Source organism: Ferruginibacter sp. HRS2-29, assembly GCF_024343615.1.
GTDB lineage: Bacteria > Bacteroidota > Bacteroidia > Chitinophagales > Chitinophagaceae > Ferruginibacter.
Genome location: NZ_RJUB01000128.1, coordinates 40,352 through 64,755, shown reverse-complemented (window position 1 = coordinate 64,755; position 24,404 = coordinate 40,352). Strand labels below are relative to the sequence as shown.

The window sequence follows — 24,404 nt, the reverse complement described above, 5'->3', positions numbered from 1 at the left end:
TTGAAAAAAGTAACTCCAAAGACACCTGAAAAAACTCCGGCAAAAGCTCCTGCTAAAGCAGCAGATAAAGCTCCGGTAGCTGCAAAAGCAATTGCAAAGAACCCGAAAGATATCAAGGTTACCCCGGCAAAACCAGTGGTGATACCTAAGACCAATACAAAAACTGCCCGTAAATATTCTCCGGATTTCACGAAATCCGTATTGGATGAAGTGAAAAACGACCCGGGAGCTCCGATCGTGCGTTACAGCGACACCGATCTGCAGGAATTCAGGGAACTGATCCAGCGTAAGCTGGGGGCGGCAAAAAAAGAACTGGCTTACCTGCAGGGATTGATCACCCGTAAAGACGAAATGGGTGGTGATGAAAGCGATAACCGCTACATGACCATGGAAGACGGAAGCCTGAGCATGGAAAGGGAACAACTGAGCCAGATGGCAAGCCGCCAGATCACTTTCATCGATCACCTGGAAAAAGCGTTGATGCGTATCGAAAATAAAACTTACGGTATCTGCCGCGTAACCGGCAAACTGATCGATAAAGCCCGTTTGAGGGCCGTACCGCATGCTACTTTGAGCATCGAGGCTAAGATGGGGATCGTGAAATAAGAAGATTCTAAAAGGATTATAGTAAAGGGAACGAGCAATCGTTCCTTTTTATGTATGATCTATGATGTAAGATCTATGATTTTTTTTAACGGAAGTTTTTGCCCTGAATTGAAAGGACTTCGAACCTGATGAGATCATAGATCATACATCTTAGATCATAGATTGCATTTTTTAAGCTATTTTTGCTTCTTAAAGTTTACAACTATGTTAGAAGGAAAGAGGCAGAAGCAGGTGGCGGCAGTACTGGAAAAAGACCTGAATGAAATATTTCAGCGGCTTGGCCTGGCGATGATGGATGGAGGAATGATCTCGATCGCTTCGGTAAAGATCACCCCCGATCTGTTTGATGCCCGTGTATACCTCAGCTTTTTTAAAGTAGCCGATCCCATCAGCGCTTTGAAAGCCATTGAAGAAAGAGCATGGGAAATAAAACGCGAACTCGCTGCAAGGGTAAAGCATCAGTTGCGCAGCATTCCAAAACTTAGTTTTTATATTGACGACACATTGGAATATGTAGATAAGATGGAGCAGTTATTTAAGGAGATTAAGAAAAAGGATTAGGGATTAGAGATTAGGGTTGAGGAGAAGTTTAGGAATTTAGCTGAGCTCTCTCTGCAATGTTTTTTATGAAGCAAATTCTCTAAACTTTTCAAACTCCCAACTTCTAAACTCTCTAAACCTCTAAGCTCCCTAAACCTCTCCTAAACTCTAAACCCTAAACTCTAAACTTGTACTCTACATTTGCCTGGAGATACTTCAAAGCTAAAAAATCAGCTAATGCCATCAACATCATTGCGTGGGTAACTACCGGTGTGATCGCTTTGGCTACATTTTGCCAGGTATTGGTGTTGAGTGTATTCAATGGTTTTGAGGACCTCGTAAAGTCTTTGTATTCTTCGTTTTATACTGATCTCAAGATAGTTCCGCCGGCCGGCAAAACATTTATTTTTACAGCCGCACAATTAAAGCAGTTGCAGCAACAGCCTTATATCTCCGCGGTGTCGATGGTGGCCGAAGACAAAGCCATACTTCAAAACGGGGAAGCGCAAACCTTCCTTACGGTAAAAGGGGTGGATGATAATTTCGAAAAAGTGAGTGGCGTGCCCGGCAAAATAAGCAATGGCGAATTCAACGTTGGCACCATCGACAATCCCGGGCTGGTAGTAGGTTATGGTATTCAGAATGCAGCAGGCATCAGTTTCAACCCGGCCATCCCCAACGAACATCTCACCGTAACGCTTCCTAAAAAAAATGTAACCAGCATGGATCCGCTGCAATCACTCAGCGAAGGCAATGTATCCGCCAACGGCGTTTTTATCATCCAGCAGGATTTTGACAACAATTACGCTATCACCAACATCGGCTTCATCAAGCAACAGATGGGATTTGCCGCAGACGAATATTCTGCTGCTGAAATAAAACTCAAAGAAGGTTCAGATATCAATAAGACCCGCCTACTCGTACAACAACTGCTCGGCAATAAATACCTGGTACAGACCCGCTACCAGCAAAACAGCAATCTCTACTCCACCATGCGCCTCGAAAAATGGGCGATCTATGGTGTGCTCACACTCATCATCATCATCGCTGCATTCAACATTGTAAGCGCTCTCACCATGCTGGTACTCGAAAAACAAAAAGATATCAGCATACTGCAAAGCATCGGCAGCAGCAGGTGGGGCATTCAAAAAATATTTCTGAGCGAAGGTCTGCTGCTCGGCCTGCTGGGCGCCATTGCGGGCATAGCACTGGCCACGATCGTTTGTTTGCTTCAACTCAAATTCAAACTTATCAAGCTTCAGGGTGGCTCATTCCTGATAGATTATTTTCCTGTAAAACTGATCGCTTCCGATTTTCTGCTGGTTGGCGGAACGGCACTGGCAATTACGTTTATTGCATCGTGGTTTCCTTCGTTCAAGGCATCGAGGCAGCCGATAGAACTTAAGTAGTCAATAGTGAATAGTCAATGGTCAAACCTTCGAAGTGTTTATGTTCAGGGAAGTTTCTATTTACAGAAGTCATATTATATCAAAGTAAAAGGTCAACGATTTTCGTTGACCTTTTACTTTAAAAATTTCTGACTTTATAAACCTGCCAAACCCAGGAACCTTCGAAGATTTGACCATTGACTATTCACCATTCACTATTGACTTAATAATCCCCGAGCGTTTCCGGCAATTGCGCCAGCGCCGCTTTCAGTTGATCATCATTTGGAGCGATGCCATGCCATTCGTGCGACCCTTCCATGAAATCCACCCCTTTGCCCATCACTGTTTTCATGAGGATCACTACCGGTTTACCATTGCCCAGCAAAGATTTTGCCTTGTTCAGTCCGGCAACTACCGCATCCATATCATTCCCTTCCATTTCGGTCACTATCCAGCCAAACGCTTCAAATTTTGCATGAAGATTTTGAAGATCCATCACTTTTTTGGTAGGGCCATCGATCTGCTGCCCGTTCCAGTCAACAGTAGAGATCAGGTTATCCACCGCTTTTGCTCCCGCAAACATGATCGCTTCCCAGTTCTGTCCTTCATCCAGCTCCCCATCGCCATGCAGGGAATATACCGTCGAATTATCTTTATTCAGTTTTTTTGCCAATGCCGCACCGATGGCCACGCTCATACCCTGCCCTAGGGAACCGCTCGCTACCCTTATACCCGGCAGATGCTCATGAGTGGTCGGATGTCCTTGCAGACGGCTGTTGATCTTACGGAAGGTAGACAATTCCGCTACCGGAAAATACCCGCTTCTTGCCAGTGAGCTATAGAAAACAGGTGAAATATGCCCGTTGCTTAAAAAGAATACGTCTTCGCCGATACCATCCATTTTGAAATCGGGATTATGTTTCATCACGTCAAAATAAAGAGCGGTGAAGAACTCCGTGCAGCCTAAAGAGCCACCCGGGTGACCGCTTTGAACACCGTGAACCATTCGTACAATATCTCGTCTTATTTGAGAGGCAGTTTCCTTGAGATTGGCCATAACTTGATTTTTAGTTAAAATTTGATTACAAACCTAGTTTAAAGCCGGCAACACACAAAAGAAAAATGCCCCGAATTCAAGATAGTGAGGTAATAAGTTTTAAAATTAACCGTTAAGTTATCAACATTAATACGGAAGATTATTCGGGTATGAAAATTGCAGGCTAATATTTCTGTTAAAAAAATGTTTATCTACAGAACATATTCAATACTTTTGTATCACACCTGGGTTAAATAAACCTTTTGCATGGATAAAATCTTACTAAGCTCAGCGCTGTCGTTTATTATAACTTTTTTTTCCATACCTGTAATCATACAGGTAGCAAAAGCAAAAAAATTGTTTGATGAACCCGATGAACGGAAAGTGCATAAAACCGTCATCCCTACTCTTGGTGGGTTAGGCATTTTTGCGGGTTTCATTATCGCCGTATTAATGGGTGTTCCAACAGGTGTAAACCCTGAATTTCAATACTTTGTAGCAGCCACAATCGTTATTTTCTTCCTTGGCATCAAGGATGATATCATGATCTTATCGGCCAGCAAGAAATTCATCGGCCAGTTGATAGCTGCCGGCATCCTCATCAAATTCGGTGGAATACACATCAATAACATGCACGGTTTCCTGGGTATTCACGAAATACCTTATATCGCCAGCGTTACCTTGTCCTTTTTCACCATCATCGTTATCACCAACTCCTTCAACCTCATCGACGGGGTCGACGGGCTTGCGGGTACACTCGGGCTGATCACCACTATCGCATTCGGTTCTTATTTCATGTATGTAGGCCAAACGGCTTACGCGGTGCTGGCTTTTTCCCTTACAGGCTGCCTGGTAAGTTTCCTTATCTACAATTTTTCTCCGGCAAAGATATTCATGGGCGATACCGGTTCGCTCCTGCTCGGTACGGTAAATTCGATACTCGTTATCAAATTCATCAACATCGCAGGCGCACCGGGCAATCCTTTCCCGATCGCCTCTTCACCGGCTATTGGTTTTGCCGTATTGCTGATCCCATTATTTGATACCCTGAGGGTATTTGCGGTTCGCATCCTCGACAGGCGATCACCATTCAGTCCCGACAGGAACCATGTACACCATTTCCTGCTGGACCTTGGCTTTACACACAAAAAGATCACCCTTTCCTGTGCATTGGTGGCTACAGGCTTTATCGTATCGGCTTTCCTGATGAGGAACCTCAATACTACCCTGATCATCGGTATCCTTCTTTTGGGTGCTTCTACGCTTACAGGCATTTTATACATGCTTCGCCAGAAAGCCAGGAACCTGTACATCAGCAGCATGCCTGAAAAAGAGATCATCAAATCCCACAAGATCATTGCTTTCGCTACAGAACAACCGCTGGAAGCAGAATAAAATCAATTGCGAATTGGAAATTACGAATTACGAATTTTTCTAACGGAAATTTTGATAGATAATCGTACGTCCGTAAATGTGAACCCATTCGTAATTCTTAATTCGTAATTCGTAATTTTCTATACATTTGCACCCAAGCAATTTTCAACCATGACAGAAGAATTAAATTTAATCATAGACGATACTACGGCTTCAATGGAAAAAGCCATCACCCATCTTGAAACAGAACTGGCAAAGATCAGGGCCGGCAAAGCTACTCCCGCAATGCTCGACGGTATCATGGCGGATTATTACGGCAACCCAACCCCGATCAGCCAGGTAGCCAACATCAATACGCTGGATGCACGTACCATCGCCGTTCAGCCATGGGAAAAAAATATGCTGCAGGTGATCGAAAGGGCCATCATAGCTGCCAACATCGGCATCAACCCTCAGAACGATGGGGTTACCATCCGCCTGTTCCTGCCGCCACTCACCGAAGAAAGGCGTAAAGAACTGGTGAAAAGATGTAATGGCGAAGGGGAAAATGCAAAAGTTTCTATCCGCAATATTCGCAGGGATGCGATAGAAGATATCAAGAAACTGCAAAAAGATGGCCTGAGCGAAGATGAATGCAAAGATGCCGAAGTAGAAGCACAGGCACTTACGGATAAATTCATTTCCCTGGTGGAAAAACATCTTGCGGCTAAGGAGAAAGAGATCATGGTGGTTTAAACGAAGCTTTGCTTCGTTTAAGTGAATAGTCAATAGTGAATGGTCAAACCTTCGAATTTTATAATATTTTCTCGAAGTCTTTTAGGCTTGCAACTTATAACTCATCACTTATAACTTATCACTTATAACTTATAACTAAATTGAACTCCTCCTCCCGTGAAACATGGTTCCTCCTCACTTCGGTGCCGCTTTATATCATACTGATAGGCACCGAAATACTGTTGAGCAACTGGCAGGGCAGGAAATTTTACACGCTCAAAGGCACTTTACAAAACGTTTATCTATCGCTGATCAATGGCGGCCTCGACCTGCTGCTGAGATGGGCATTTTACATCAGCGTACTGATGTGGTGCTATCACCATCATTTTTTTACGGTACAAAATGTGTACCTGTACTGGATACTTTTATTTTTTCTTGAAGACTTCGCTTTTTATATCGAGCACCGTATCGACCACTACAGCCGTTTCTTCTGGGCGGTGCATGTCACTCATCATTCTTCTGAAGAATTCAACCTGACCACAGGTTTCCGGTCTTCCGTATTTCAGCCGGTATACCGCTTCATCTATTTCATCCCCATCGCGTTGATGGGTTTCCATCCGCTGGATATCGTGTTCATGTATTCCATCACTCAAACCTATGGCATACTCGTTCACACGAAATACATTCACAAAATGCCCCGCTGGTTCGAGGCAGTATTTGTAAGCCCCAGTCACCACCGCGTACACCATGCCAGCAACATCCGCTATCTCGATAAGAACATGGGCATGTGCCTTATCATCTGGGATAAAATGTTCGGCACTTTCCAGGAAGAGCAGGAAAACGACCCGATCCGTTATGGCCTCACCAAACCCATCTCCAATCCCTATCATCCTCTCAAAGTGATCTTTCACGAATGGCAAAGCATCGGCACCGACCTCAAAAAGGAAGTCCCGTTTTTCACCCGGCTCAAGTATGTTTTCATGCCGCCGGGGTGGAGCCATGATGGTTCTACTAAAACTGCGAATCAACTTCGGAAGGAATTAATAATCAATAATGAATAATTAATTATTATTTCGGATCGTGGGTTTTACCTGAAATGCGAAGTTCTTCCAGATGGAAGAATTATGCATTATTAATTATTCATTATTAATTTTGCTCCATGCAAATAGTAAAGGTTTCCACCACAGCAGACAGCCAATCATTCCTCAAACTCCCTTCCATCATTTACAAGAACGACCCTAATTGGATAAGGCCATTGGATAAGGATATCGAAGTTGTTTTTGATGAGAACAAAAACAAGGCTTTTCGTTTCGGTTCGCTGGAGCGTTGGATATTGAAGAATGACCAGGGCGGGCTCATCGGCCGGATCGCCGCATTTGTCAATAAAAAATATAAGAACAAAGGGGACGATGTTGCCCCGGGCGGGATAGGTTTTTTTGAATGCATCAACAACCAGGATGCTGCCAGCCTGCTGCTGGATACTGCCAAAGAATGGCTGTCAAACCAGGGAATGGAAGCGATGGATGGGCCGATCAATTTTGGCGAACGCGACCGCTGGTGGGGAATGGTTACCAAAGGATTTATCGAGCCTCTCTATTGTATGAATTACAATCCGCCCTATTATGTGGAATTGTTTGAAAACTATGGGTTCAAACATTTTTTTGAGCAGATATGTTTTGATATGCAACCCAAGGCGCCCCTGGAAAAAAAGATCTGGGACCGTCATGCTGCAATCGCCGCAGACCCGGCTTTCTCGTCGGCACACATGGATAAGAAGAAACTCGAAAAATTTGCCGGGGATTTTGCCGAAGTATACAATAAAGCCTGGGCCGGGCACGGAGGATTGAAACAGATGGCAAAAGAACAGGTGGTGATTTTATTTAAAACCATGAAGCCGGTGATGGATGAAAGGATCATCTGGTTTGCTTATCACAAAAATGTTCCCATCGCTATGTTCATCAACCTCCCCGATCTCAATCAATGGTTCAGGCACCTGAATGGAAAATTCGGGTTGCTGCAAAAACTGAAATTCCTCTGGCTGAAACAATTCAAGCCCAATAAAAAATTCACCGGCCTTGTGTTTGGCGTGGTTCCCGAGTGGCAGGGTAAAGGGGTAGATGCCTATATCATCGCGGAAGCCGCCAAAGTGATCCAACAGCCTGATGTGCCTTACACTGAATATGAAATGCAATGGATCGGCGATTTCAACCCGAAAATGCTCAACATTGCTGCCAGCCTCGGCGAAGTATCACGCGGAAGACAGTTGACAACTTTCCGTTATTTATTTGACAGGACGAAGGAATTTAAACGGCACCCGATATTAAACTAGCAAAGTGAATAGTCAATAGTCAATGGTGAAACCTTTACACTTTACACGGCAGGGGTACTTTTTACTCATGGCTGGCTGGTAAAAAACACCAGGGCAACGTATAAAAACCTTCGAAGATTTGACTATTGACTATTCACTATTGACTCTTAATAACTTGCGGATTGGTTCGGCTTCCCCGCTGACAACTCACCTCTGACAACTCACAACTTTTTCGTAATTTGCAGCATGGACAAGTTCATCGTTTCGGCACGAAAATACAGGCCGCAGAATTTCAGCACCGTTGTAGGGCAATCTCATATCACCACCACTTTAAAGAACGCGATCAATAACAACCAGTTGGCGCACGCGTTTCTTTTTTGCGGGCCAAGAGGTGTGGGCAAAACTACCTGTGCAAGGATACTGGCAAAAACGATCAACTGCGAAAACAAGACCGGGGAAGGCGAAGCCTGCAATACCTGCAACAGCTGTGTTTCTTTTGATAATGGCTCTTCGATGAACATTCACGAACTGGATGCCGCGAGCAATAACTCGGTGGATGATATCCGTTCGCTGGTAGAGCAGGTACGTTTTGCGCCGCAGGCGGGCGATTACAAAGTATATATTGTGGATGAGGTACACATGCTCAGTGCCGCCGCCTTCAACGCTTTCCTGAAAACGCTGGAAGAGCCGCCACCATACGCTATCTTTATCCTGGCTACTACCGAAAAACATAAGATACTTCCCACGATCCTCAGCCGTTGCCAGATATTCGATTTCAAACGCATCACCACCAACGACACTGTAGAGCATATCCAGGAAATATGCGACAAGGAAGAAATTACTGCTGAAAAAACCGCCCTGCATATCATCGCTCAAAAAAGCGAAGGTTGTATGCGTGATGCGTTGAGCATACTTGATAAGATCGTGAGTTTTACCGGCGGAAAGATCACTTACACCAACACCCTTGAGCACCTGAACATCCTCGACGAAGATTATTACTTCAGCATGCTGGATCATATGCGAAAGCAACAATTGAGCGATGCGCTTTTGCTGTTCGATACCATCAACCAGAAAGGTTTTGAAGGGGATACTTTTTTGGAAGGGTTCACGGAATTCGTGCGTAACCTGCTGGTGAGTAAAGAACCCAAAGCAGCGATACTGCTGGATGTAGCAGAAGATTTTAAACAAAAATATTTACAGGTTTCACTCGATACCGATACCGCATGGATGCTGTCTGCACTCAACCTGCTTACCGACAGCAACATCGGTTACAAACAAGCCCGCAATAAAAAGCTGTTTGTGGAAATGACGCTCATTAAGCTCAGTTATCTTCAGCAGGCGCTGGAAATTTCTGCCGGCGATGGCGGCATATCAAAAAAAAAACTGACGGATAGCGCAAAACCGGTCGCTTTCAAAGCATTGCCCATCATCCGGGTAAAAGACGACAAACCTGTACCCGTTGCCGAACACCCTGCGCCAAAAGCGGCAAGCCTTGTGATTGAAGAAGAAAGAACGGAAAGGCCAGCGCCTGTATCCGCTCCTGCTCCTGCGCAACGCCAGCAGCCTGCCACACCTGCACCCACAACTACTCTGCCCGGCGGATCAATGGGAACACTGGGGAATATACGGGCAAAACTGGCTGAAAAAAACAAGGTCGTTTCCGGTCCTAAACCCCTCCTTCTCGAAGAGCTCAAGTCTTCACTGGCTGTTCATATTGAAAAGTTATTTGCCGAAAAAAATAATCTTGGTGCCAGTACCATCAAAGCTGCAGCTCTTTCAATCGTAGATGATAATACTTTTACTATCATCGTAGACAATACGCTCCAGCAAAAGATCATCGAAGCGGAAAGATCCGGGTTGATACATCATCTGCAGGACCATTTCAACAACAGGATACTCAAATACAGCATCATAATAGATGAAAAGGAACGCGTGGAAGAACCGGAAGCAAAAACGCTCAACCGCAAGCAGCAATACGCCCTCATGACGGAGCAATATCCTTTGATAAAAGAACTCAGGGAGCGCCTCAGGCTGGAAGTGGATTAAAGGTTCACCCGGTTACTTTCTTCCTGCGAAGCTGTCCTCCGCTGGCGGCTGTTCTTCACATTCATGTTCCCGAATTTGTAAGAGAAGGAAAGGTTCACCCTTTTACCTTCCCATTCATTGATCCATTTGATGTGCAGCAGATCGCTACGGTAAAGCGCATTATATCTTGTGGGGCCAATAAAATTGGCTACCGAAAGTTTCAGCGAACCTTTTTCCTTCAACACCGGTTTCTGTACACCGCCACTCACATTCACCACACCGGCTACTTTTGCTATTCCCGAACGCGTGGGCGCATTCGCATATAATTGCAACTCGAGTTTTATCTTTTTAGGTAAAGTGAATGTATTGCCCGCGCTGAAATAAGCACTCCAGGCTTTGGTAAGGTAGGAGAAAGACGGGTAATCGGAACGATCGATGCCATACCCCATACCTCCGCTCAGATCGGTGCTCCACCATTTTGTAATGGGCATACCCGCATTCACATCAAACGACCAGTAACGGCTCGTTCCCACATTTTCCGTACGGCTCAGCGACACTTTCGTATCAGGGTTCTGCAGGATCACATTATCCGATACATCATCAGCATAGCGGTAACCGATAGACGTAAACAGGAAATCGCGAAAGCCATGTTTTAGTTCGATCGCATGCGCATACGATGGCTTCAGAAAAGGATTGCCTTGAAAATAAGTGAAAGGGTCTACAAAATTCACAAACGGGTTGAGGCTCTGGTACGCCGGCCGGTTGATGCGATAGGTGTAACTAAGATTGAGCGTATTATTCTTATTCAGCGTATAATTCAGGAAAGTGGAAGGAAACACGTTGAAGTATTTGCGCTCATCCACCCTGCCTACTGTGATCGCGTTGCCCGTTGACCTGGTATATTCGGCACGGGCTCCGGTTTTTATGCTCAGTTTCTTAAACTGTTTACTGATGGTAAAATAAGCAGCATAAATATTTTCATCATAGATGAAATGGTTGGTGCGGCCGTAGTCAGGAGTCCATTGATGGTTGGCCCCGATAGAATCGGCAATGAGTTCATTGTCATTTTTCACCAGGCTCAACTTGAAACCCGTTTCAAATGAAAAAGTCGAATCCACATGTTTTACCCAGTCTGCTTTGAGTGAATAAATATTCACGTCGATAGGTGTGATGCTCCTGAACGTATAATCCGGTCGTATCATAACATCCTTTTCATAAAAATGATTTGCATTCACATCATTTCCACGGTTCCTGTAATAACCATAATCAAGGTCGATATTGAAAGAGCTGCCCACCGAATCGATATCTCTTTTGTAGTTCAGGTTAAATACGAAATTGCTGCTATTACCTTTATCTTTTTTTGTGCTGTATATCTGCGATAGCGGCTGCCCTTGTACATCGCTGAACAATGAATTGTTATCCGTAACTGCTTTTTCGTTGGAAAAAGTTCCCCTGGCCAGGAAGCCAAGTGTACTTTTTGAATCAACACTGTAATCTATTCCAAACCTTGCATTACTGTAAATGGTAACGGGGTGCCAGTAATTAGTACGCTCCTGGATAACTTTATTGGCACCGCTTCCGATATCGCTGTTGAGCAAAAGACGGTTGTAACTTTCGTACCTGCCCGTTCCCACAGAAGAAAACATGTTGACCTTCTTATTGCGGTAATTGATACTTCCGCTTCCATTCAGCTTCGGATATTTTCCGTAGCCAACGCCTGCCGAAACATTGCCATTACTGCCGTACCGCTTATTTTTTTTGAGCACGATATTGATGATACCGCCCGTGCCCTCTGCGGGGTACCTGCTTCCGGGATTGCTGATGATCTCGATCCTGCTGATCTCATCTGCCTGCAGGTTCTTCAGGTAATTCCGCAGTTCCTCTCCACTCAGGTAAGCAGGTTTATCGTCGATGAATATCCTTACCACCTGGCCTTTCGATTTGATATTCTCCTGCGCATCAATGCTAACACCCGGCGCTTTGCGCAAAAGATCGAATGCGCTGTTGCCTGTGGCCACAATGCTGTTCTCGATATTCATGATGGTCATATCAGGTTTTATCTCGATGAGTTTTTTCCTGGAAGTCACCACCACACCCTGGAGATCTTTAGCGGTATTGGCCAGCTGAATATTCACTGTTCTGACAAAATCAGGAAAGCTGTCAACCGATAAGCCGGTTTGGGTGGCCTCACGGTAACCCGTAGCCGAAATGGAAATGCTGTATTTTCCGGCGGATAAATTTTTAAAAATGTAGTTGCCCGATGAATCGGTAAGATCAGCTTTGATGATCTTTCTGGAAGTTTCGTTTATCAACGATACGGTAGTAAAAATCATCGGCTGGCCATCGGCAGACGATACAGTGCCGGTTATCTGCTGGCTCTGTGCCGAAAGCGAAATGAATAACGACAGGAAAAATAAGATCTTTTGCATAACAGTTTTATTTGATACACAAATATGCTTCGGGTACTCAAGCCTGTTTTTTATTTTCTGCCAATGAAAGGTAATTTCCGACGAATGGGTTTATCTGCACCAGTTTTCATTGGCAGATCAAAACGGCTCATTGGTCGAAAGATGCATGCCCTTCAGCCGGATTAGATTAATTTTATTTACAGAAAAAAATAATGAGACGTTCGTACAAGATATTACTGCACATCTGCTACTGGTTGTATTCCCTGGGATTGCTGAAGGTAATCCAACAGGTGGTATTTGAGCATAAAGAACTCGACTGGCGCAATATGTTCAGCATGCTTACCCTCAGTTATTTCCTGATCGCCCTCCTGATTTTTTATACGAATTATTTTGTGGTTCTACCGAAGTTTTTCAAAACAAAACAATTCGGAAAACTTTGGCTCGCCTGGCTGGTATTATTATGTGTGGGAATCGCCGTACGCTTTAATGTGGAAGAGAGGTTATATCCTTATCTATTTGACATACGAAATTACAATGAGAGTACTCCTGTTACCTACTACATTTTAGATAACATTTATTTTATCGGGATCTATATTGTCATCAGCACGGTGTTGTGGACGGCCGATTTCTGGATCAGGACGGAGAAAGAAAAAAATATTCTGCAGAAAGAAGTTTTTGATGCAGAACTCAACCTGCTCAAAAACCAGGTAAATCCGCATTTTCTTTTTAATACACTGAATAATATTTACTCGTTGAGTTTTAAAAAAAGCGACAGCGCCCCGGAGAGTATCCTGAAACTGAGCAGCCTTATGCGTTACATGCTCAAGGACAGCAGTGCGGCAAAAGTCTTGCTCTCGAAAGAGCTGAACTATATCAAAGACTTTATCGATCTTCAGCGATTACGTTATCCCAACGGCGGCAATATTATTTACACCGTTTCGTGCGATAAAGATACCTACCAGATTGCGCCTTTGCTACTGATCCCTTTCATAGAAAATGGTTTCAAACATGGCGAAACGAACAATCCTGACTTCCCGTTACAGATCAACATTTCCATCGAAAATGGCCATTTGTTGTTGTTCGTAAAAAACATCAAAGCAAAAGGGAATAAGGATGAAAGCAATGGCATCGGGCTGGTGAACGTTCAAAAAAGACTGATGTTGCTTTATCCCGGTTCGCACGCACTTTCGATAAAAGAAGACGAAGTGAATTATATTTGTCAACTAACCATCCACCTGTAGTTTCACCATTCCGATAGTTTACAGGAAGTGAAACCGCAGAGAACAGGAGAGCACAGAGTTGGCGCAGGGATAAGTGGTATAATCAATACAACCCTCATCTAAAACTCTAAACCCTAAACTCTAAACGAATGTTAAGATGTATTGTGATAGATGATGAGCCGCTGGCATTGGATATCCTGGAGGATTATATCAGCAAAGTGCCTTTTCTGCAACTCGTAGCGGCTACTACAGATGTGATTGGTGCGTTGCAAATGGTGCAGGAACAAAAAGCAGATCTTGTTTTTTTAGATATGCAGATGCCGGAATTATCCGGCCTCCAGTTCATGAAGATAGCCGCGGGCAAATGCGCCTTCATACTTACTACCGCTTACAGCGAATATGCACTGGAAGGTTATGAGCACAATGTGGTCGATTATCTACTGAAGCCAATCCCGTTCGAACGATTTTACAAAGCAGCAGAAAAAGCGCACTCCATACCGCCCAAAAATGCTCCTGAACCAGCCGCATCACACCCCTTCATTTTTGTAAAAACAGACGGAAAGATCGTTAAAGTGATGCTGGATGACCTGCTTTTTGTAGAAGGATTAAAAGATTATATCATACTTCATACGGCCAAAGAGAAGATCATCACGCTCCAAAACCTCCGGAATATGGAGGAAGGATTGCCTGGTGAAAGGTTTGTGAGGGTACATAAATCCTTCATAATAGCCCTGGATAAGATCGACAGCATCGAAAGAAACCGCATTTTTATAGGAAACGCGGTAATCCCGGTAGGCGTAACCCACCAGAAAATGTTTTTTGACCTGGTTGAAAGCAGAAACTTTCATAAATAGTAGCCATATAAATACCGCTGAAATTCCTCTTTTTGCCTTAATTTCGGGCATCAATTTAAATAAGAAATCAAATAATTATGGCAGAAGTGATACGCATGCCGCTTTTGAGCGATACGATGACCGAAGGGAAGATCGTTACGTGGAACAAAAAGGTAGGTGATAAAGTAAAAGCGGACGATGTACTGGCCGATGTGGAGACAGACAAAGCGACGATGGAAGTGAATGGTTATGTAGACGGAACATTATTATACATCGGGGTTCCGGCCGGCCAGGCAGCTAAAGTGAACCAGATCATTGCGATCATCGGTAAAGAAGGCGAAGCATATGAATCTTTGCTGGATGGCGCTGGTGCCACTACCGATAAGGGACAACAGGCGACCGCTGCACCTGCTCCTTCAACCGCGGAAAGCGCTCCGGCAGCAACTGCAGGTTCCGACGGGGGATCAAAAGGTGGTGGTGGAAAAGTATCCCTTCCTGCTGGTGCCAAAGAGATCAGGATGCCGCTGCTGAGTGATACGATGACCGAAGGAAAGATCGTTGCCTGGAACAAAAAAGTAGGCGACAAGGTAAAAGCGGATGATGTGCTCGCCGATGTGGAAACCGATAAAGCTACCATGGAAGTGGTTGGATACGAAGAAGGAACTCTGTTATATGTAGGTGTGGAAGCCGGCAAAGCCGCAAAGATCAACGAGATCATTGCCATTGTTGGTAAACCGGGAACTGATGTGAGCGCATACGTTGCTGCTGAAAAAGCGGGTAACAACGGAGCCGCAACCACAGACAACAGACCACAGACCACAGAAATTTCAACCGGAGCCGATACCCCTACACCGGCTGATACCGTTTCAGCGACTGAAAGCCCTGAAAGCGGTGCAAATACCGACCAACGGATCAAAGCTTCTCCCCTTGCTAAAAAACTCGCTGCCGAAAAAGGCATCGATCTTTCCAAAGTAAGCGGCAGCGGTGACAACGGAAGGGTTACAAAAAAAGATGTAGATGGTTATACGCCTTCTGCTGCTCCGGCAACTACCGCTCCTGCGGCAACCGGCGCTGCAAAAGCTGCTCCGACAGCAACCGTGGCGGCCTTCACAGCCAATGGGCAGGAAGGGCACACGGATGTTGAACTGACGCAGATGCGCAAAGTGATCGCACGCCGTCTGGGCGAAAGCATGTTTACCGCCCCGCATTTCTACCTCACCATGGACATCAACATGGATAATGCCATCACGGCGCGTGCCGCGATGAACGAAGTGAGCCCTGTGAAGATCTCTTTCAACGATATGGTGATCAAAGCCTGCGCTACGGCATTGCGCCAGCATCCTGCGGTAAACAGCAGCTGGATGGGCGATTTCATCCGCCAGAACCAGCATATCCACGTAGGATCGGCATTGGCTTTGCCGGAAGGCTTGATCGTACCGGTGATAAGGTTTGCTGATCAGAAAACATTATCACAAATTGCCGCTGATGCAAAAGCATTGTATGCGAAAGCAAAAGATAAAAAATTACAGCCTGCAGAATTCACCGGAAATACCTTCACGGTTTCCAATCTGGGCATGATGGATATCGAACAATTCACGGCCATCATCAATCCACCAGACAGCGCTATCATGGCGGTGGGTGCGATCAAGGAAGTGGTGGTGAAAAAAGGCGACGGCTTCGGTGTTGTCAACATCATGAAAGTTACGCTCAGCTGTGACCATCGAAGTGTGGATGGTGCTGTAGGAGCAGCTTTCCTTCAGACATTCAAGAAATATATGGAGAACCCGGTGACCATGCTGGTGTAAAAGGTTCAAAACGTTATAAAGTTCAAAGGTTCAAAAGTTATGGAAGTTCATAATTTTTGAACCTTTTAAATTCCCCGTCAGAAAACTAATTATGAAACAACTTCTACTTGCATTCGTTTTATTGCATTTTGCTTCTGCTTCCCAATCACAAAAGATCGTCGATCTTATTTACGTCGGGGATAATGGTGTTACTGAAGACATCAAAGAGACAAAATATTTTATCCTGATCAAAGAGTTTCCCGGAAGTGTATTCCGGCGGCTTGACTACAAGCTGCACGGACCGTTGATGACAGTAAAAACTTATAAGGATCGGGACATGAAAATACTCAACGGCTCCTTTTATTCTTACAGAGAGAATGGTTTATTACAGATCCAGGGAACTTATGAGGGAAATAAAAAAGATGGTTCCTGGTATTATTATAACGACACTTTTAAAGTGGTGAAAGAAGAAAAGTATGACCATGGTACTTTGCTTCAAACCATCGATCCCGATACCGTAAAAAAGGAAAAAGCGGTAGAATATCCTGATGAAAGAAGAGGTGAATTCAAGGGAGGCCCCAAAGCATGGGTTAAATTCATTCAATCAACTATTAATCCCGATGTGGCTGCAAAATCGGTAAAGGGCGGTAAGGTGTTGGTAGGTTTTATGATCAATAAAAACGGCGACTTAGAGACTATACATTTGCGTAAATCTGTAGAATTCGTACTGGATGAAGAAGCACTCCGGGTGATCTATAAATCTCCTCAATGGATACCGGCATTCCGGAATGGCCATACCGTCAATGCCTACCGCATTCAACCGATCTCTTTCCAAGTAATCTGAAATTAGCTTTCAATTTATTTTGAAAATTCAGAAACAGCGATTATATTTGCTGTATGAAACTTACAGAAGCAAAACAACAATTCATCAGCAGCTGGGGTGCCTTTGGCACCCATTGGGGCATCAACCGCACTATGGCGCAGATACATGCTTTGCTGCTGGTAAGTGTGGATCCCATTACCCAGGACGATATCATGGAGCAACTGACCATCAGCAGGGGCAATGTGAATATGAACATCCGCGACCTGATCGGCTGGGGCCTGGTAGAGCGGGTGATCATCACGGGCGAACGGAAAGAATATTTTACCGCAGAAAAAGATATCTGGAAAGTAGCTACCAAGATCATCAAGGAAAGAAAAAAACGTGAGCTGGATCCTATGATCAAATTGCTGGCGCAACTGGAAAATGTGGAGGGAGATAAAAAAGATAAGGATATCAAACAATTCACCGAAGTGATCGGGGGAATAAAAAAACTCGGCAGCCAGGCGGATAAACTACTCGATGTAATGGTGAAAGCAGAAGAGAACTGGTTTACAGGAAGCGTCTTGAAAATATTTAAATAACCCTGGTAAAAAGAGCAGCCGTGAAAACGGCTTTTTTTTAAGACCTATGCTTCATTATTTTCTGAAAATACAAATACATTTGACATGAGAAAGTTTAAATTAATTGACGCCTGGATAAATATCGTATTGATCATTGGGGCTGTAATTTTCAGTCTTGCCAGCCATGATTTTGACTTCATCTATTCCTATTTTATTGTTGGTGGCTGGCAGGTGTTCAGTATGCTGACACATACGTTATGCAACTGGTTCATCGAACCTAGTGAAGCACGTCTCCGTTATCATTATATAGTTTTAATTATTGCCGCATTTGCTTTGATCGGAGCATTGTTTAATACTTTGCTTTTCTGCCTGATGGCATTTTTATTGTTTGCAGCACCGTTTATGGCTTGTTATTACGCCTACCTGTGTTACAAAGAATATTATATAAAAATGCGCCGCCCACTTTCCTTGCTCAGGTAATCATTCTCCACTTAACTATTTTTTATGAGCCAGATCATCCTCACCTACACCCTCTACCTCATTATCACAATCAGCCTCACCATCTGGGTAGCCAAAACATTATTCAGGAACGGCAAGGTCTTTTTAGTAGACATTTTCCATGGAAATAAAGAACTTGCAGACAGTGTCAACAATCTTTTACTGGTTGGCTTCTACCTCATCAACATCGGTTATGCCGTATATACTTTACGCATTACCTCCGTCATCAGCAGCTACCAGGAAGTGATAGAGAAACTGAGCCTTAAAGTAGGGCTCATTATCCTGATAGTCGGCGCCATGCATTTCTTCAACCTTTATATCTTTTTTACATTGCGCAAAAAAGCGGCACTGGAAGCGAAAAGTAAAGGCACTGCGGTTTTACATCAACTGTAGATTTTAACCAAACTTCCCGGGCAGATCACCAGAATTGTATGATCTGCCCGGGATTTGCCTTGCGCTGAACAACTGAATATAACAGTTTATCTTTGCAACATCGATGAGTACACATCCCATCATATTATTCGACGGCGTCTGCAATCTCTGCAACAGTTCTGTGCAGTATGTAATACGCCGCGATCCGGATGCCTTTTTTCACTATTCGTCTTTGCAAAGTGAATCCGGGCAGCAATTGCTGAAACAATTCAAGCTGCCAACAAATGATTTCAATTCCTTCGTGCTGGTGCAGGATGGAAAAGTCTATACAAGATCTACTGCCGCTTTAAAAGTGGCCAGGCAGCTAAAAGGTTTTATCAAACTCGTATATGGCTTCATTATTGTACCTGCTTTCATACGCGACGCGGTTTACAATTTCATTGCTAAAAACCGCTATAAATGGTTTGGTGAGCGGGATCATTGCATGATCCCCACGCCGGAACTAAAATCAAGATTTTTAAACTGATCATATGGCTTCAAAAAAAACGTTGGTATTAGGCGCTTCCGAAAACCCCGCCAGGTATGGTTTCCTTGCGGTAAATAAATTGCTCAACAATGGCCATGAAGTGGTGGCAGTTGGCAAAAGAAAAGGGAAAATAAAAGATACGGATATACTCACAGAAGCCCCTTCAGTACCGGATATAGATACGGTAACATTATACCTGAACCCTGCCAATCAGCGGCCTTATTACGATACGATCCTCTCGCTGAAACCCAAACGCATCATCTTCAACCCCGGTACAGAAAACCCCGAACTGGAGGAACTGGCAGAAAAGAACGGCATCGCTACGATGGAAGCTTGTACGCTGGTTTTGTTATCCACGAATCAATATTAGGATGTTACGGGTTATCGATCGTTAGAAAAGCTATCTCCGCGAAACGTCTGCTCTCTCTCGTTCTCTGCCGTGAAAGAAGCTTTCTGTGCCATAGAGTGCCGGAAAACACAGCGCTTTCGCAGAGGAAATACGTTTCGCAAACGATCGATAACACTCCAACCGACACCCGTAACCCGCCACCATCCTCCCTTGTAGTAAATCTTCTATATTTCATCATTTTAGCAAAAAAATTAATTTTCCACATACTAGGGTCTTCAACAGGGCGTTTCAGGTAAAGAGTTTCATATATCCAATATCAACTCCTAAAAACCAATACCATGAAATTGCTAAGTAAAACCTTGCTTATGCTACTGCTTTGCCTATCCACTGCAGTTGGCTTCTCGCAACAAAATGTTGCTGCAAAAACCCGGCTTTTCGCCACTCTTCCCGACAGGATCGATCTTAATTCAGATGTATTTAAAAATGTAATGACACTTGCCGAAGGTGCCGCCATTGCTATCCCTATGGGCGATGGATATACTTTCCAGGGGATCGTATTGAGCAATGAAATAAAATACAGCAACCTGCAGAGTGTTACGATCCGTTCGGCCAACCTCGATAATTCTTTTTTCTCCATTTCAAAGATCACCAATGCCGACAACAGCATTTCATACACCGGCAGGATCATGAATAATAATGCGCTGGATGGTTATGAAATAAAAAAAGCGGAAGCTGGAAATTACAAGCTGCAAAAATTTGAAACAGCAAGAATATTGCAGGATTGCAGTTATAATTAACAATCCAACCGATCCAATACATCCAAACACTATCCAAATAATTGCCACCCCAACTGGCATTAAACAGATCCAAAATGAAAAACTTTACGCCTAAACTATTACTCACGCTGCTGCTGGCAACATCGCTTAATGCGTTTGCCCAGGTGCCAAAACTAAACAGCCTTGCAAGCGCCAGCGCTACCATGTTCCTCGATTTTGACGGGCACACGGTAAAGTCTTATGCATGGAACGGCAACAATACTTTTGTTTGTGCAGCAAGCGGAATGACTACTGCACAGATCACTGAAATATTCAACAGGGTTTCGGAAGATTACCGTCCTTTCAATATCAATATCACTACGGATTCTACAAAATTCATAGCAGCCCCGGTAGCTCAGCGTGTACGGATCATCGTTACACCCACCAGCGGATGGTACCAGGGAGTTGGCGGTATTTCTTACATCGGTTCTTTTACATGGGGCGATGATGTACCTGGTTTTGTATTTACCGACCGGTTGCTCAACAACCCCAAATACATCGCCGAATGCTGTTCGCACGAAGGTGGCCACACAGTAGGGCTTTCGCACCAGTCAACATATGATACCAATTGCAATCTCACTGAAACATACGCCCTGGGCTCTGGCTCCGGCGAAACGGGCTGGTCGCCGATCATGGGCAACAGCTATTACCAGAATATGACCGGGTGGAACGATGGCCCAACACCTTATGGGTGTGCGCTTACGCAGGATAACCTCACCATCATTACTACTACCAATGGGTTTGGCTACCGCAACGACGACTATACCGGCACATTGGATAATACCACTTATTCACTGGGCACAAATAATTTCACCGCTACTGGTGTGATAACCACAGCAACAGATCTTGACGCATTCAAATTCGTGATCTCTCAAAATTCGACTTTTCATCTTGAAGTAAAACCTAACGGTGTCAATGGCAGCGAAGAAGCCGCCAACCTGGATGCTAAAGTTCAATTGTATAATTCTTCTAAAGTGCTGATCAATACATTCAATCCGCTAGAAGCACTGGATGTGGTAAAAGATACCAGCCTTTCTGCGGGGACTTATTACCTGGTAGTCAGCGGTGTTGGAAACGCCAACACCTCCGAATATGGAAGCCTTGGCGGTTATACACTGAGAGGTACAACAGGTGTGCTTGCGATAAAAGAGATCGCTCTTTCAGGCACGGCTAACGATAACAAGCATACGCTGAACTGGAAAGTGACAGCAGACGAACCGATGCGTACACAAACAATTGAAGTATCGGAAGATGGAAGGAATTTCAAGACATTGGTGAATGTTGGTTCTACATCAAATACCTATACTTATGCTCCTATGCAGGAAGGCACACTTTACTACAGGATAAAAGTAGTATCGGTGATCGACCAGGTAGCCTACTCCAACATCATTACGCTGAAATCGAATGGCGTGAAAGATAAGATGTTCATCGTATCGAGTTTTGTACAACAGAATATCATGGTAAATGCGTCCGACAAATACCAGTACAAACTGATGGACATTAATGGCAAGACCATCGCACTCGGCACAGGTATAAAAGGCATCAACAGCATCAATCTTCAGCGCCAGCCGGCGGGAATGTATGTGCTGCAATTGCTCAACGACAATTACAAACAGACAGAAAGAATTATAAAACAGTAAGGTAGATTCATGTGTAAGTTTAGGGGTCAGTGTTAGGGACTGGCCCCTTTTTTAATTTTGATTAACAAGATTTAAGAATAAACGCTGATTTCAAAAAAGATTTTATTATTTCGCTGATTTCATCCCGCCTGAAGCGGGATTTTTCGTTCTAATAATGGTCTTCGGATTTTCGCAAAGCGTTAAAAGTTGCGCAGCAACAATCTGCGAAATCATAAAATCAATCAGAAATCTGCGATTTTTCTTTTACGATTGTTTTTCCACATCTTCACATTTTCAGTTTTCTTCTCTTTTTCTTAATACCGGGCTTTCTTTTTATTCGTAAATTTAGGAAACCCCACTAATTATGCTATGGAGAAAATTCAATGGTGACACCATTCATCTTCCCATCAAAGATGCGGTATCACAGGCCATTAAAAGAGAAACAGCTGCAGGCCATAAGCTGAAAGTTTGCATCGGCACCGATAGCCAGGTTAAAGGAAAAGAAACTGAATTTGCTACTGTCATCGTTTTCTTACGCGAAGGACAGGGAGGGTTCATGTTCATCCACAACGAAAAAACACTCATCAGTTACAGCATCAAAGAACGCATGCTGGTAGAAGTTGCCAAAAGCATCGAGACCGCTTACGAACTCTGCAACCTCTTTACCCAATACCAGGTGGAAATGGAAGTACATGCAGACATCAACACCAGTCCCAATTTCAAAAGTAATGAAGCGCTCAAGGAAGCCATGGGTTATATACTCGGGATGGGCTTTGCCTTCAAAGCGAAGCCGGAAGCATTTGCAAGCAGCTCGTGTGCAAATAAAGTGGTGAATTAATTACGAATTGGAAATTACGAATTACGAATGAACGCGAAAATAGAAGCGTAAGAATAATCGCAGATTTCAAAGGGATGAAAGGATTTCGCAGATTGTTTTGCTACGCAAAACGAAAATGCAGTTTATACAAAGTTGAATCAATGTATAAACTGCATTTTCATTTTTTACGAAGTAAAAAATAATCTGTGTAATCATCTCATCCTTCTAAAATCTGTGATTACTTTTTCGCTCAGATAACATTCGTAATTCGTAATTATCAATTCGTAATTATTTACTGGTGTTCTCTTCATTCGTTTCCGCGATAAAATTGAGTATTTTATCCTTCCCGCTTTTCTTCACAGCACTGGTTACAAAATGCCTCGGCAAAAATTGCCAGGTCTTTTTCATGGCTTCTAAAAATGATTTGACATTCTTCGAAACTATCCGTTGATTCTCTTTATCACTCTTGGTAAAAACCAGGCTGAAAGGCACATCCCATTTTTTCAGGTTTTCCAGGAATTCAAGATCAATCTTTTGAGGGCTGTGGCGGGCGTCTATGAGAACAAATACCTGGACAAGATTTTCACGCTTGCGCAAATAATTTTCTATCATCTGCTCCCAGCGGTTGCGGCTACGCATGCTCACTTTTGCAAAGCCGTAGCCCGGCAGATCCACGAGATACCAGTGGTAAACATTTTCCTGCTTCTTATTTTCTTCAGAAACAGCGGTACTTACGATGTCAAAATGATTGATCATCTGCGTTTTTCCCGGCGACGCCGAAGTTTTGGCCAGTTTGTCGTTATTGCAAAGCATATTGATGAGCGACGATTTGCCCACATTGCTCCGCCCGATGAACGCATACTCCGGCTTGTCGGCCACCGGGCATTTTTCGAAATCGGGGCTGCTGATAAGATAAACTGCTTTTTTGATCTGCATAAAACTAAAATATTTGCAAATTTAACCTTTATCTGCCCATGAAATGCAAATGCCGCTTCTGCCGCTCTCACAAAGGGCTTATATTTGCAGCATTGTATGACAACATTTGATCATGATACGGTGGTCCCTGACAAAGACTCGGACCTGAGCAAGAAGGAACAGGTAGCGGAAATGTTTAACGATATTGCCGGCAGGTATGATTTCCTCAACCGCTTTTTAAGCGCCGGCATCGATATCCGCTGGAGAAAAAAAGCCCTGGGTTACCTGAAAGAACTCAAACCCCGGTACATCCTCGACGTAGCCACCGGCACCGGCGATGTAGCCATTATGGCATCGGGTTTGCTTAAACCGGATAAAATAACGGGCATCGACATCAGCGATGGTATGCTGGAAGTGGGTAGAAAAAAGGTAAAATCACTGGGGCTGGAGCAGCAGATAGAATTGTTAAATGGTGATAGTGAAACAATAAGCTTTGCAGACAACACGTTTGACGCGGTAACAGTAGCTTTTGGTGTCCGCAATTTCCAACAGCTGGAAAAAGGGCTTTCCGAAATTTTAAGGGTATTGAAACCCGGCGGAAAATTGGTAGTTTTGGAGTTCAGCAAACCCCGTTTCCCGGTTGTACGCACCTTTTATAACATATATATGAAAGTGGTCACCCCGGGCATGGGAAAGCTATTTTCGAAGAACCGCAATGCATATTCATATTTAGACGAATCAATTAAAAAATTTCCCGAGGGCAAAAACTTTACTCAGATTTTAGAAAACCTAGGTTATAACAACATACAGAGCACTGCTTTGAGCATGGGTATCTGTAGTATTTATTGCGGACAAAAATGAAGTACTGTTTAAT

Annotated in this window: 24 protein-coding genes; 21 read left to right on the top strand and 3 right to left on the bottom strand. The window is 43.9% G+C overall.

All coding sequences use genetic code 11. The annotated features are described in order from the left end of the window. The 3 genes from EGI32_RS14215 (at position 1) to EGI32_RS14205 (ending at position 2,555) form a co-directional block, all read left to right on the top strand. The gene (locus EGI32_RS14215; RefSeq protein ID WP_255156045.1) at positions 1-606 is read left to right on the top strand and encodes a TraR/DksA C4-type zinc finger protein; all 606 of its coding nucleotides are present in this window, start codon (positions 1-3) and stop codon (positions 604-606) included. A gap of 204 nt (positions 607-810) precedes the next feature. Beyond that, positions 811-1,167, top strand: coding sequence for a 30S ribosome-binding factor RbfA (gene rbfA, locus EGI32_RS14210; protein ID WP_255156031.1), 357 nt, complete (start codon positions 811-813; stop codon positions 1,165-1,167). 167 nt (positions 1,168-1,334) lie between these two features. Further along, on the top strand, positions 1,335-2,555 hold the full coding sequence (locus tag EGI32_RS14205) for an FtsX-like permease family protein (protein ID WP_255156030.1): 1,221 nt from the start codon (positions 1,335-1,337) through the stop codon (positions 2,553-2,555). Between the two features lie 202 nt (positions 2,556-2,757). Here EGI32_RS14205 and EGI32_RS14200 read toward each other — a convergent pair whose 3' ends face one another. Then, a complete protein-coding gene (locus tag EGI32_RS14200) occupies positions 2,758-3,591 on the bottom strand; it encodes a transketolase (RefSeq protein WP_255156029.1) in 834 nt (277 codons plus the stop codon). A gap of 246 nt (positions 3,592-3,837) precedes the next feature. Between EGI32_RS14200 and EGI32_RS14195 the strand changes: the two genes are divergently transcribed. The 5 genes from EGI32_RS14195 to dnaX all read left to right on the top strand — a co-directional run bounded on the left by EGI32_RS14195 (position 3,838) and on the right by dnaX (position 10,012). Then, positions 3,838-4,965: an MraY family glycosyltransferase gene (locus EGI32_RS14195; protein WP_255156028.1), complete on the top strand. Its 1,128-nt coding sequence runs from the start codon at positions 3,838-3,840 to the stop codon at positions 4,963-4,965. A 150-nt stretch (positions 4,966-5,115) separates the two neighbouring features. Continuing rightward, positions 5,116-5,679, top strand: a complete 564-nt coding sequence (gene frr / locus EGI32_RS14190; protein ID WP_255156027.1) for a ribosome recycling factor — start codon at positions 5,116-5,118, stop codon at positions 5,677-5,679. Between the two features lie 140 nt (positions 5,680-5,819). Next, complete coding sequence (locus EGI32_RS14185) at positions 5,820-6,719, top strand: sterol desaturase family protein (protein WP_255156026.1); 900 nt, start codon at positions 5,820-5,822, stop codon at positions 6,717-6,719. Between the two features lie 98 nt (positions 6,720-6,817). After that, on the top strand, positions 6,818-7,987 hold the full coding sequence (locus EGI32_RS14180) for a hypothetical protein (RefSeq protein WP_255156025.1): 1,170 nt from the start codon (positions 6,818-6,820) through the stop codon (positions 7,985-7,987). Positions 7,988-8,212: 225 nt separating this feature from the next. Further along, positions 8,213-10,012, top strand: a complete 1,800-nt coding sequence (gene dnaX, locus EGI32_RS14175) for a DNA polymerase III subunit gamma/tau (RefSeq protein ID WP_255156024.1) — start codon at positions 8,213-8,215, stop codon at positions 10,010-10,012. Here dnaX and EGI32_RS14170 read toward each other — a convergent pair. Beyond that, a complete protein-coding gene (locus tag EGI32_RS14170; protein WP_255156023.1) occupies positions 10,009-12,420 on the bottom strand; it encodes a TonB-dependent receptor in 2,412 nt (803 codons plus the stop codon). The two genes, dnaX and EGI32_RS14170, sit on opposite strands and share 4 nt — an antisense overlap. Before the next feature lie 191 nt (positions 12,421-12,611). On the opposite strand from EGI32_RS14170, the gene EGI32_RS14165 reads away from it, so the two are divergent. The 12 genes from EGI32_RS14165 to EGI32_RS14110 all read left to right on the top strand — a co-directional run bounded on the left by EGI32_RS14165 (position 12,612) and on the right by EGI32_RS14110 (position 22,636). Continuing rightward, positions 12,612-13,640: a sensor histidine kinase gene (locus tag EGI32_RS14165; RefSeq protein WP_255156022.1), complete on the top strand. Its 1,029-nt coding sequence runs from the start codon at positions 12,612-12,614 to the stop codon at positions 13,638-13,640. Between the two features lie 128 nt (positions 13,641-13,768). Beyond that, on the top strand, positions 13,769-14,473 hold the full coding sequence (locus EGI32_RS14160; protein ID WP_255156021.1) for a LytTR family DNA-binding domain-containing protein: 705 nt from the start codon (positions 13,769-13,771) through the stop codon (positions 14,471-14,473). A 77-nt stretch (positions 14,474-14,550) separates the two neighbouring features. Continuing rightward, entirely contained in the window at positions 14,551-16,257 is a 1,707-nt protein-coding gene (locus EGI32_RS14155) for a pyruvate dehydrogenase complex dihydrolipoamide acetyltransferase (protein ID WP_255156020.1), read from the top strand. 91 nt (positions 16,258-16,348) lie between these two features. Next, positions 16,349-17,080, top strand: a complete 732-nt coding sequence (locus EGI32_RS14150) for an energy transducer TonB (RefSeq protein WP_255156019.1) — start codon at positions 16,349-16,351, stop codon at positions 17,078-17,080. A 53-nt stretch (positions 17,081-17,133) separates the two neighbouring features. Continuing rightward, on the top strand, positions 17,134-17,640 hold the full coding sequence (locus tag EGI32_RS14145; protein ID WP_255156018.1) for a GbsR/MarR family transcriptional regulator: 507 nt from the start codon (positions 17,134-17,136) through the stop codon (positions 17,638-17,640). Positions 17,641-17,724: 84 nt separating this feature from the next. Then, positions 17,725-18,099: a hypothetical protein gene (locus tag EGI32_RS14140; RefSeq protein WP_255156017.1), complete on the top strand. Its 375-nt coding sequence runs from the start codon at positions 17,725-17,727 to the stop codon at positions 18,097-18,099. A 24-nt stretch (positions 18,100-18,123) separates the two neighbouring features. Then, complete coding sequence (locus EGI32_RS14135) at positions 18,124-18,510, top strand: hypothetical protein (RefSeq protein WP_255156016.1); 387 nt, start codon at positions 18,124-18,126, stop codon at positions 18,508-18,510. A gap of 103 nt (positions 18,511-18,613) precedes the next feature. Continuing rightward, positions 18,614-19,015 (top strand): thiol-disulfide oxidoreductase DCC family protein, encoded by a 402-nt coding sequence (locus tag EGI32_RS14130; protein ID WP_255156015.1) that lies wholly within the window; start codon positions 18,614-18,616, stop codon positions 19,013-19,015. Positions 19,016-19,019: 4 nt separating this feature from the next. Then, positions 19,020-19,385 carry a CoA-binding protein gene (locus EGI32_RS14125; protein ID WP_255156014.1) on the top strand — a complete coding sequence of 122 codons (366 nt, stop codon included), beginning with the start codon at positions 19,020-19,022 and terminating at the stop codon, positions 19,383-19,385. Positions 19,386-19,729: 344 nt separating this feature from the next. After that, positions 19,730-20,161, top strand: coding sequence for a hypothetical protein (locus EGI32_RS14120; RefSeq protein ID WP_255156013.1), 432 nt, complete (start codon positions 19,730-19,732; stop codon positions 20,159-20,161). A gap of 74 nt (positions 20,162-20,235) precedes the next feature. After that, entirely contained in the window at positions 20,236-21,819 is a 1,584-nt protein-coding gene (locus EGI32_RS14115) for a T9SS type A sorting domain-containing protein (RefSeq protein WP_255156012.1), read from the top strand. Between the two features lie 343 nt (positions 21,820-22,162). Next, positions 22,163-22,636 carry a ribonuclease H-like YkuK family protein gene (locus tag EGI32_RS14110; RefSeq protein WP_255156011.1) on the top strand — a complete coding sequence of 158 codons (474 nt, stop codon included), beginning with the start codon at positions 22,163-22,165 and terminating at the stop codon, positions 22,634-22,636. A gap of 267 nt (positions 22,637-22,903) precedes the next feature. Here EGI32_RS14110 and yihA read toward each other — a convergent pair whose 3' ends face one another. Continuing rightward, entirely contained in the window at positions 22,904-23,551 is a 648-nt protein-coding gene (yihA, locus tag EGI32_RS14105) for a ribosome biogenesis GTP-binding protein YihA/YsxC (RefSeq protein WP_255156010.1), read from the bottom strand. 96 nt (positions 23,552-23,647) lie between these two features. On the opposite strand from yihA, the gene ubiE reads away from it, so the two are divergent. Further along, on the top strand, positions 23,648-24,391 hold the full coding sequence (ubiE, locus tag EGI32_RS14100; RefSeq protein WP_255156009.1) for a bifunctional demethylmenaquinone methyltransferase/2-methoxy-6-polyprenyl-1,4-benzoquinol methylase UbiE: 744 nt from the start codon (positions 23,648-23,650) through the stop codon (positions 24,389-24,391). The last annotated feature ends 13 nt before the right edge of the window (positions 24,392-24,404 follow it).